The sequence below is a fragment of the Pseudarthrobacter kochi genome, assembly GCF_055412805.1.
In genome coordinates this window covers 26,401-36,438 of the sequence record NZ_JBVAYV010000039.1, presented here as the reverse complement: position 1 = coordinate 36,438, position 10,038 = coordinate 26,401, and the positions used below count along the sequence as shown (strand labels likewise).

The following is a 10,038-nucleotide window of genomic DNA, read 5'->3' as shown; positions in this document are numbered from 1 at the left end:
CCCCTTGGTTCTACTTTCTTCCTCCTCTGATATCCGCCCCCTTCTCCCCCCCTTCCCCCCCTCGGCGGTGGTTTAACGCGGGTCGTGCGCCTAGTAGCCGGAGGTCCCGATGAAGACCTGGATGAACGCGAAGAAGATGGTGGCGATCACGGCGACGTAAAGCAGGGCCGTGATGATCCAGCCCGAGTCGCCCAGGATCCTGGTCGGCCCGGCCGGCAGCCGGATCACGCCGTGGGTCACATTGCGGACGGTGACCCAGACGAACAGCGGAATCATCGCGGCCCAGACGATCATGCAGAACGGGCAGAGGACGTGGATGGAGTACAGCGCCTGTGACCAGAGCCAGACCACGAACGCGAAGCCCAGGGTCACGCCGGCCTGCAGGCCCAGCCAGTACCAGCGGGCAAACGTGGCTCCCGCGAGGATGCCCATGGCCGTGGTGATGATGACCGCGAACGCCACGATGCCCATCAACATGTTGGGGAAGCCGAACACCGAGCCCTGCCAGGTCTGCATGACCTGCCCGCAGGAGATCCACGGGTTCACGTCGCACACCGTCACGTGGCTGGGATCCTTGAGGACCTCAAGCTTTTCCAGCACCAGGGCCCCGGAGGCCAGCCAGCCGACGACGCCGGTGATCAGCAGGAGCCACGCGAACGGGCGGTCGCGGGTCATCGGGGGCAGCGGCCGGTCGGCGGCGGATGGGCTGGAGCTGTGCTGCTGCGCGGCTGCCTCGCCGGTGGCACTGGAGATGCTGGGCATGGAATGACTGTCCTTCGGTCGGGTGCAATTGGTGCGATTGTATCGTCGGAGACTGGATGACGTCCGGGCGGCGCCGCGCCTTCATAAGGGATTCGGTCCACGGTGGGGGCCGGATGCCTTGCTTACGCCAGCTTTGACGGGTCCTGTGAGACAATGATCGTGGCTGGAACCCGATCCACATCCGGGTCCCGGTCCGGCGACTTTGTTCCCAAGACCGCCAATGATGAGCAGGGAGCCACGGATCCTCTGATCCAGGCTGTCCCGCAATGCCATTGGACGGCACCTGGTTGTGGCGTGTAGATCAACGGGTTTCAGAACAATTCCGCCGGCCCTCCAGGGCTGCCGCACCCCACTGCCGGTGCGAACCTGAGGGTATCCAATTGACTTCTGTCAATGCCCGCGGGTGTTGACAAATATTTGCCCCAACGGGTGCCGGATGTGGCGGTACGTCAGGGGCAGGAGTGTCGCCACATATGGATAATGACCAGGTTGTAACAGGCAACGAAGACGCGCTTGTCACGAACGCAGAAGCCGAAGCATCAGCTGTAGCCACGCCGCCGAAGCGGCCCGTCCGGACCCGCCGCAAGGCCCTTCCCAAAACTGGGACCGCAGCGGACACGGCGGCGGATACAGCAGTTCCCGCCGTCATGGCGGAGGCCCCGGCCGCCGAAGCCAAGGCCAAAGCACCCGTCCGCCGCTCCCGCGCCCGCAAGGTCACTGAACCGGCCGAACCCCTTCCGGCCTTCGCTGACGAAGCCCCGGCCGAGCCCGCAGCCGCTGAAACCCCGGCAGCCCAAACCCCGGCCGCCCAGGCCGCTGACGTACCGGTGGAAAAGCCTGTCCGGCGCCGGGCCAGCCGCGCCAAAGCCGCAGCACCGGCGGCTGAGGCCCCTGCAGCAGAGGCCCCGGCAGAGGAAGAAACCGCTGCGGCCCCCACAGCCGCGGACACAGCAGCCGCCCCCGCCGCAACCGGGACGGCCACCGCCGAGACGCCCGCCGAAGCACCCTCCGCCTCCTCGCTTTTCCTGGAGCCGGGAGCAGTCACCTCGATGATCTTCCAGGCACCCGACCTGACCGCCGTCGTCCGACCGGCCCCGGCTGCCGCCGCAGTGGCGGAAGCCGACGAAGAAGAGGGCGAAGAAGGCGAGGGCGAAGACGCCGGAAGCCGCCGTCGCCGCCGCAGCCGCGGCCGCCGCGGACGCAGCACCCGCGGATCCGACAGCGAGCCGGGCGTCGAAAGCGACTCCGACGATGCCGGAGAAGAAGCGGAAGAAGGCTCTGAGGAGCAGCTCGAAGACGGCGTGACCTCGCGCCGCCGCCGTCGGCGCCGCCGTGGCGACCAGGACCTGGAACTGACCGGCGGGGGAGACGACGACCCGCCCAACACGGTGACGCGTGTCCGCGCCCCCCGTGCGGCCACCGAGGCCCCGGTGAACAACCGTGTCACATCCCTCAAGGGTTCCACCCGGCTCGAGGCGAAGAAACAGCGCCGCCGCGAATCCCGCGACACCGGCCGCCGCCGCACTGTCATCACCGAGGCCGAGTTCCTGGCCCGGCGCGAGTCCGTGGACCGCCAGATGATCGTCCGCCAGCGCGACGACAGAATCCAGATCGGCGTCCTCGAGGACGGCGTGCTGGCCGAGCACTTCGTCTCGAAGACCCAGCAGGATTCCCTGATCGGCAACGTCTACCTGGGCAAGGTCCAGAATGTCCTGCCGTCGATGGAAGCCGCCTTCGTCGACATCGGACGCGGCCGCAACGCCGTGCTCTACGCCGGTGAAGTCAACTGGGAATCCGTCAACCTCGAGGGCAAGCAGCGCCGGATCGAAAACGCACTGAAGTCCGGTGACTCCGTGCTGGTCCAGGTCACCAAGGACCCGGTCGGCCACAAGGGCGCCCGCCTCACGAGCCAGATCTCACTGCCCGGCCGCTACCTCGTGTACGTACCCGGCGGTTCCATGACCGGCATCTCCCGCAAGCTGCCCGACGTCGAACGCAACCGCCTCAAGCGGATCCTCAAGGACCGCCTTCCGGAAGATGCGGGCGTCATTGTCCGCACCGCCGCCGAGGGCGCGTCCGAGGAAGAGCTCACGCACGACATCAACCGCCTCCGCGCCCAGTGGGAAGGCATCGAGGGCCAGTCGACCTCGACCAAGATCCTGGCCCCCGAGCTGCTCTACGGCGAACCGGACCTGACCATCAAGGTGGTCCGCGACGTCTTCAACGAGGACTTCTCCAAGCTGATCGTCTCCGGCGAGGAAGCCTGGGACACCATCGAGGCCTACGTCACCTACGTGGCACCGGACCTCGTGGGCCGGCTGGAAAAGTGGACCAAGGACACGGACATCTTCGCGGCCTGGCGCATCGACGAGCAGATCCACAAGGCCCTGGACCGCAAGGTCTTCCTGCCTTCCGGCGGCTCCCTCGTGATCGACCGCACCGAAGCCATGACCGTGGTGGACGTCAACACCGGCAAGTTCACCGGCAGCGGCGGCAACCTTGAGGAAACCGTCACCAAGAACAACCTGGAAGCGGCCGAGGAAGTCGTCCGGCAGCTCCGGCTCCGCGACATCGGCGGCATCATCGTGATCGACTTCATCGACATGGTGCTCGAATCCAACCGCGACCTCGTCCTGCGCCGCATGGTGGAATGCCTGGGCCGGGACCGGACCAAGCACCAGGTGGCGGAGGTGACCTCGCTGGGCCTCGTGCAGATGACCCGCAAGCGGATGGGCACCGGGCTGCTGGAAGTCTTCGGCGAACAGTGTGAAGCCTGCGACGGCCGCGGCATCGTCACCCATGACGAGCCGGTGGAGCACCGCCGCGCCAACGTGGTTGCCGCCGAGCACCACGTCCCCCGGACCGAGCAGCACCAGCCTGCTGCACGGACCGAACGCAAGAGCCGCCGCCGCGGCCGGGGCGGCCAGGGCACGGACGAACAGACCGCACCGGCAGCAGTGCACGCCGAGCCCACCGAGGCCGAGCGCCACGCCAAGGCTGAGGCAACCCGCGCGGCGCTGGCGAACATCGCCGCCGCGGCACATGCTGCACACCTGCACGACGGCGAATCAGCCGCCGCTGCCGATGCCGGGGCCCGCCAGGCCGCTGTCGAGGCGGCTGTCGAGCTGGCCGCGACGGAGGAAGCGGCCGGGCGTCCCGCCGCTGTGCTGACGTTCGGCGGCGAGCAGGTCGCCCTGCCGTTCGTGGAGCACGCCGACGAGTCGACTGCACCCGCGCTGACCCTGGACCTGCTGACCGAGGCCTTCGCCCACCTGGGTGAAGCCGAGGCAGCCCCGGCAGCGCAGGAACCGGCAGCCAAGGCTCCCGCGGGTAAAGCGCCGGTAGCCCGGACCGCTGCGGCAGCTCCGGCCCGCACGGGCGGAACCGGCCCGGGACGCGCCCAGGCACCGGGTTCCCAGACCGAGGCGGAAACCGAGGCCGGCACCTCCCGCGCCCGCCGCGGACGCCGCAACCGCAGCGCCAGCCGCGCCCAGGGTGCAGCCAATGAGACCTCGGTGGAACAGCGCCGGGAAACTCCGCAGGCGGCAGCCGTTTCGGTGCACGAGGCCAAGGTCCCGGCCGCAACCACGCCGGCGGCCAAGCCTGCCGCGAACGAGCCGATCATCCTCGGCGTCGGCGTCCCGGCCTCGGAGCTCTAGCACCGGAACACTTCAGCAAGGCCGCGGGTGCGGTCCGGACCGCGTAGCAATGCGCCAGGTCCGGGCCGTGCCCGCGACTTCGTTAAGGGATGCGGCTAGGCTGGATCCCTGACACGGGGTGCCGCGCATCGAGCCGGCTGAGATCCAGACCCGTTGAACCTGTCCGGTTAGCACCGGCGAAGGGATGTCTCCCGTGACCACCGCCTCATCGTTTCTTCCTGCTGTCCCCGCCCCTGCGGCCCCCCGCATTCCGCGGGTGCTCGCCATCGCCGGCTCCGACCCCTCGGGCGGGGCCGGGATCCAGGCCGACCTCAAAAGCATTGCCGCGCATGGCGGCTACGGCATGGCGGCCATCACCGCACTGACCGCGCAGAACACCCGAGTCGTCAGCGCCGTCCACGTCCCGCCGGCGGACTTCCTGACCGCCCAGCTCGACGCGATCAGCGAGGACATCAGCATCGATGCCGTCAAGATCGGGATGCTGGGGGATGCCGCCGTGATCGACGCCGTCCGCAGCTGGCTGGAGAAGGTCCGGCCCGCCGTCGTCGTGCTGGACCCCGTGATGGTGGCGACGAGCGGTGACCGGCTGCTGGAGGAGTCCGCCGAGGCGGCCCTGCAGGCGCTCCTGCCGTACGCGGACCTGATTACGCCCAACCTCGCCGAACTCGCGATCCTGCTCGAAGAACCCGTCGCGGGCAACTGGGCCGCCGCGCTGGAACAGGGCAAGCGGCTCGCCGCCCACACCGGCACGACGGTACTGGTCAAGGGCGGACACCTCGACGGCGATCCCGGTAGCCACAGCAACGACGGCGGGTGCCCGGACGCGCTGGTCAACACCGCCGGACTCCTGGCCCAGGACGTCGTGGTGGTGCCGGGGGAGCGGGTGCCCACCCGCAGCAGCCACGGCACCGGCTGCTCGCTGTCCTCGGCGATGGCAACCGTACAGGCCAGGGTCGGCGACTGGGAGGCTGCACTCCGGGAGGTCAAGCCCTGGCTGCAGGAGGCGCTGCGTACCTCGGCGGACCTCGACGTCGGCAGCGGCAACGGCCCGGTCCATCACTTCCACCACGTCCAGCAGCAGACCGAGGCCCACGGCAGGACAGGCCGGGTACCGGCCGAGGGTGAATTCGCCCTCGCGCTCCGGGACGCCGCCGCCGCGGACCTCGAGGCGATCTACGGCCTGGACTTCATCAAGGCCCTGGCCGACGGATCGCTCCCGGAGCAGGAGTTTGCGTACTACCTCGCCCAGGACGCCCTCTACCTGAACGGCTATTCCCGGGTCCTGTCCCGCGCCGCCGCGATCGCGCCCACGGAGGCCGAACAGCTCTTCTGGGCCCGCTCCGCGCAGAACTGCCTCGACGTCGAATCCGAGCTGCACCGGACCTGGCTGAAGGGCCGCACGGCCACCGTGACGCCCGGACCGGTCACCAAGTCCTACGTGGACCATCTGCTGGCCGCCTCGGTCTCCGGCAGTTACGGGGTGCTCGTGGCCGCCGTGCTGCCGTGCTTCTGGCTTTACGCCGAAGTAGGGGAGGCCCTGCACGCGCAGTTCCTCGCCGCAGGCGCCCCGGAATCGCACCCCTACGCGGTGTGGCTGCGCACCTACGCCGATGAGGAGTTCGCCGCCGCCACCCGGCAGGCCATCGCCCACACCGACGCCGCGGCCCGGGCGGCCTCGCCGAGTGAACGGAAGGCCATGACCCTGGCTTTCCGGCAGTCCGCCCGCTACGAGGTTGACTTCTTCGACGCGCCGCGGCTGCACGCCTGACGTGCAGTGCCCGGGGAGCCTGTACGATAGGTGGGCACGGTTCCGGAAGTCGTTGCGGCAACGTCCTGTCCATACAGGGTGGCGCCTATCACGTACCTCCCTTCGGAACCAGCCTCATTTGCGGCCGAAGGCAAAATTAGCGTAGTCTAGATCTTCGGTGCTTACGCCAACACTTGGGTTATGACCTTGAGGACGCTCCACTTGATTTCAGGTGCGATTGTCCACGGGATAGCTCATGGGTCCCCCCGGGGAACCCACCGGCGTAGAGGCACAGCGTGAGCCGGACCATAAACTTTGGACCCAGGTTCCGCACGCAAATCTAGTAATAAACGTCGAGAGAAGTGAGTTCCCCAGTGGTGTACGCGATTGTCCGCGCAGGCGGCCGCCAAGAGAAGGTTTCCGTTGGAGACTTCGTTACCCTGAACCGCGTCCCCGGTGGAGCCGGCAGCACCTTTGAGTTGCCCGCACTGCTCCTGGTAGACGGTGACAAGGTCACGTCTGCAGCTTCGGACCTGGCCAAGGTAAAGGTTACGGCTGAGATCCTTGAGGACCTTCGCGGTCCCAAGATCGTCATCCAGAAGTTCAAGAACAAGACCGGCTACAAGAAGCGCCAGGGTCACCGTCAGGAATTGACCAAGGTCAAGATCACCGGTATCAAGTAACTACTCGTTACTGTTCAGGTTTTCAGCAGATTCCCCAGAATTTTAAGGCAGGCATTTCCAAATGGCACATAAAAAAGGCGCGAGTTCCACTCGCAACGGTCGTGACTCGAACGCCCAGTACCTCGGCGTCAAGCGCTTCGGCGGCCAGGTAGTTTCCGCAGGCGAGATCATCGTCCGCCAGCGTGGCACCCACTTCCACCCGGGCGCCGGCGTTGGCCGCGGCGGCGACGACACCCTGTTCGCCCTGACCCCCGGCGCTGTCGAGTTCGGCACCCGCCGCGGTCGTCGCGTGGTAAACATTGTGACTGCTGCAGCTGCAGAGTAACAACAAGTCTTAAATCGGTGGGGCGGGCCATTAGGTCCGCTCCACCGGTGTTTTAACCGCATTACAATCATCCTGGGCGTCTTTGGACACCTGAGGGAACAGCACTGAGGAGATCCACGTGGCTAGCTTTGTAGACCGGGTAGTACTGCACGTATCCGGCGGTACCGGCGGCCACGGTTGTGTCTCCGTCCACCGCGAGAAGTTCAAGCCGCTGGGCGGTCCTGACGGCGGCAACGGCGGCAACGGCGGTGACGTCATCCTGCGTGTTGACCCCCAGACCACCACCCTGCTGGACTACCACCACGCCCCGCACCGCCACGCCACCAACGGCGGCCCCGGCATGGGCGACTGGCGAGCCGGCAAACACGGCGAAACCCTGATCCTGCCGGTCCCCGTCGGCACCGTGGTCAAGTCCAAGTCCGGCGAAGTCCTCGCCGACCTCGTCAGCGACGGCGCCGAATACATCGCAGCCGCCGGCGGCATCGGCGGCCTCGGCAACGCCTCGCTCTCCTCGCAGAAGCGCCGCGCGCCCGGCTTCGCGCTGCTCGGCATCGAAGGCGAGTCCAGCGACGTCGTCCTGGAACTGAAGTCCATCGCCGACATCGCCCTCGTCGGTTTCCCCTCCGCCGGGAAGTCCAGCCTGATCGCCGCCATGTCGGCCGCCCGGCCCAAGATCGCCGATTACCCCTTCACCACCCTGATCCCGAACCTCGGTGTCGTCCAGGCCGGCGAGGTGCGCTTCACCATCGCTGACGTCCCGGGCCTGATCGAAGGCGCCAGCGAAGGCAAGGGCCTCGGCCACCACTTCCTGCGCCACGTCGAGCGCTGCGCCGCCCTCGTGCATGTCCTCGACTGCGGCACGCTCGAGTCCGACCGTGACCCGCTCTCCGACCTCGCCGTCATCGAGGCCGAGCTGGAAAAATACGCCGTGGACATGAGCTACAGCGGGGCCGACGGCGAAGTCGTGCCGCTGAACCACCGCCCCCGGTTGATCGCGCTGAACAAGGTGGACCTGCCGGACGGCAAGGACATGGCAGAATTTGTCCGCCCGGAACTTGAATCCCGTGGCTACAAGGTCTTCGAAATCTCGGCAACCAGCCACGAGGGCCTCCGCCAGCTTGGCTTTGCCATGGCAGAAATCGTCCAGGCGGCCCGCGACGCCCTCGCTGCCGCCCCGCCGAAGGTACACGCCCCGGTGCTCAAGCCCCGCGCCGTCAACGAGTCCGGCTTCAAGATCCGCCGCGAGGAGAAGAACCTGGAGCCGCTGTTCCGGGTCCTGGGCGACAAGCCCGTGCGCTGGGTCAAGCAGACCGACTTCACCAACGAGGAAGCCATTGGCTACCTCGCCGACCGCCTGGCCAAGCTCGGCGTCGAAAATGAACTCTTCAAGCAGGGTGCCAAACCTGGCGACATGGTGGTCATCGGCGAGGACGACGGCGTCGTCTTCGACTGGGAGCCGACCATGATGGCCGGCGCCGAACTGCTGGCCGCCCCGCGCGGCACCGACGTGCGCTTCGCTGACATCGGCGACCGTCCCACCCGTGGGCAGAAACGCGACGAACAGGTCGAACGCCGCGAGGCCAAGGCCGCGGCCCGCGCCGAGCTCGAAGCCGAGCGCAAGGCCGGCATCTGGACCGAATCCGTCAGCAGCCGCCGGGTCGCCAAACCGCTCAAGGAGAGTGGATTGGGCGCAACAGATGACGAGTAAAGCCGTCACTGTGCCTGCCGTTACGGCCCCCGACCGGTCCGTGCTCTCCGGCGCCCGCCGGATTGTGGTCAAGGTGGGATCGTCGTCCCTGACGTCCATCAAGGGCGGCATCTCGGAAGAGGCCCTGACAGACCTCGCTGACGCCCTCGCCCACAAGCGCAACGCCGGAACCGAGATCATCCTGGTGTCCTCCGGCGCGATCGCCGCCGGGCTCGCCCCGCTGGGGCTGGCGAAGCGTCCCCGCGACCTAGCCACCCAGCAGGCGGCCGCGAGCGTGGGCCAGGGCCTGCTGATGGCCCGCTACACGCATGCCTTCGGCGCCCACGGCGTCACCGTCAGCCAGGTGCTCCTCACCGCCGAAGACTTCATGCGCCGCAGCCAGCACACCAACGCCCTGCGCGCCCTCGACCGGCTGCTCAGCCTCGGTGTCGTGCCCGTGGTCAACGAGAACGACACCGTCGCCACCCACGAGATCCGCTTCGGCGACAACGACCGGCTCGCGGCCCTCGTGGCCCACCTGGTCCGCGCCGATGCCCTCGTGCTGCTCTCCGACGTCGATTCCCTTTACGACGGCCCGCCCGCGCACGGCGCCCGGCCGATCTCCCATGTCACCGGTCCGCAGGACCTGGAGGGTGTCAGCATCGGACGTACCGGCAAAGCCGGCACCGGCACCGGGGGAATGGTCACGAAAGTGGAAGCGGCCACCATTGCCGCCGGTTCCGGCATTCCCGCCCTCGTCACCTCCACCGGAAACGCCGCCGCCGCGCTGGCGGGCCAGGACGTGGGCACCTGGTTCTCCATCAACGGCGCCCGGAAACCGGTCCGCCTCCTCTGGCTGGCGCACCTCGCCTCCGTGGAGGGCACGCTGGTGCTCGACGACGGCGCCGTCCAGGCCGTCCGCGACCGCCACACCTCGCTGCTCCCGGCCGGCATATCCGCCGTGCACGGACACTTCGAGGCAGGCGACGCCGTGGAGATGGTCTCATCCGACGGCACCGTCATCGCACGCGGCCTGGTCAACTACGGCGCCGGGGAGCTGCCGCAGATGCTGGGCCGCTCCACAAAAGAGCTGGGCAAGACGCTCGGCCGCGGATATGACCGGGTAGTTGTTCATGTTGACGATCTGGTGCTGGTCTAAGCCTCCCGCTCGCCTA

At 67.9% G+C, this 10,038-nt stretch carries 7 protein-coding genes and 1 riboswitch; of the genes, 6 read left to right on the top strand and 1 reads right to left on the bottom strand.

Annotated elements, in window-relative coordinates; all coding sequences use genetic code 11:
* Window positions 1–90: 90 nt before the first annotated feature.
* Window positions 91–762, bottom strand: coding sequence for a vitamin K epoxide reductase family protein (locus ACZY0Y_RS16120; protein ID WP_463881397.1), 672 nt, complete (start codon window positions 760–762; stop codon window positions 91–93).
* 473 nt (window positions 763–1,235) lie between these two features.
* Here ACZY0Y_RS16120 and ACZY0Y_RS16115 point away from each other — a divergent pair, with 473 nt between their 5' ends.
* The 6 genes from ACZY0Y_RS16115 to proB all read left to right on the top strand — a co-directional run bounded on the left by ACZY0Y_RS16115 (window position 1,236) and on the right by proB (window position 10,022).
* Complete coding sequence (locus ACZY0Y_RS16115) at window positions 1,236–4,421, top strand: Rne/Rng family ribonuclease (RefSeq protein WP_463959107.1); 3,186 nt, start codon at window positions 1,236–1,238, stop codon at window positions 4,419–4,421.
* A 104-nt stretch (window positions 4,422–4,525) separates the two neighbouring features.
* Window positions 4,526–4,623: riboswitch (TPP riboswitch) on the top strand.
* A complete protein-coding gene (locus tag ACZY0Y_RS16110) occupies window positions 4,606–6,189 on the top strand; it encodes a bifunctional hydroxymethylpyrimidine kinase/phosphomethylpyrimidine kinase (protein ID WP_463959105.1) in 1,584 nt (527 codons plus the stop codon). Its footprint overlaps the riboswitch before it by 18 nt.
* 353 nt (window positions 6,190–6,542) lie before the next feature.
* Window positions 6,543–6,851, top strand: a complete 309-nt coding sequence (gene rplU, locus ACZY0Y_RS16105; protein WP_024368343.1) for a 50S ribosomal protein L21 — start codon at window positions 6,543–6,545, stop codon at window positions 6,849–6,851.
* Between the two features lie 61 nt (window positions 6,852–6,912).
* A complete protein-coding gene (gene rpmA, locus ACZY0Y_RS16100; RefSeq protein ID WP_120949928.1) occupies window positions 6,913–7,176 on the top strand; it encodes a 50S ribosomal protein L27 in 264 nt (87 codons plus the stop codon).
* A 118-nt stretch (window positions 7,177–7,294) separates the two neighbouring features.
* Complete coding sequence (obgE, locus tag ACZY0Y_RS16095; RefSeq protein ID WP_463881405.1) at window positions 7,295–8,884, top strand: GTPase ObgE; 1,590 nt, start codon at window positions 7,295–7,297, stop codon at window positions 8,882–8,884.
* Entirely contained in the window at window positions 8,874–10,022 is a 1,149-nt protein-coding gene (gene proB, locus ACZY0Y_RS16090) for a glutamate 5-kinase (protein ID WP_463959103.1), read from the top strand. The genes obgE and proB overlap by 11 nt, the downstream gene beginning before the upstream one ends.
* The last annotated feature ends 16 nt before the right edge of the window (window positions 10,023–10,038 follow it).

What these genes read in the sequence shown, in the direction of transcription:
- ACZY0Y_RS16120 (WP_463881397.1), bottom strand. Translation starts at nt 762, where the DNA reads ATGCCCAGCATCTCCAGTGCCACCGGCGAGGCAGCCGCGCAGCAGCAC.
- ACZY0Y_RS16115 (WP_463959107.1), top strand. Translation starts at nt 1,236, where the DNA reads ATGGATAATGACCAGGTTGTAACAGGCAACGAAGACGCGCTTGTCACG.
- ACZY0Y_RS16110 (WP_463959105.1), top strand. Translation starts at nt 4,606, where the DNA reads ATGTCTCCCGTGACCACCGCCTCATCGTTTCTTCCTGCTGTCCCCGCC.
- rpmA (WP_120949928.1), top strand. Translation starts at nt 6,913, where the DNA reads ATGGCACATAAAAAAGGCGCGAGTTCCACTCGCAACGGTCGTGACTCG.
- proB (WP_463959103.1), top strand. Translation starts at nt 8,874, where the DNA reads ATGACGAGTAAAGCCGTCACTGTGCCTGCCGTTACGGCCCCCGACCGG.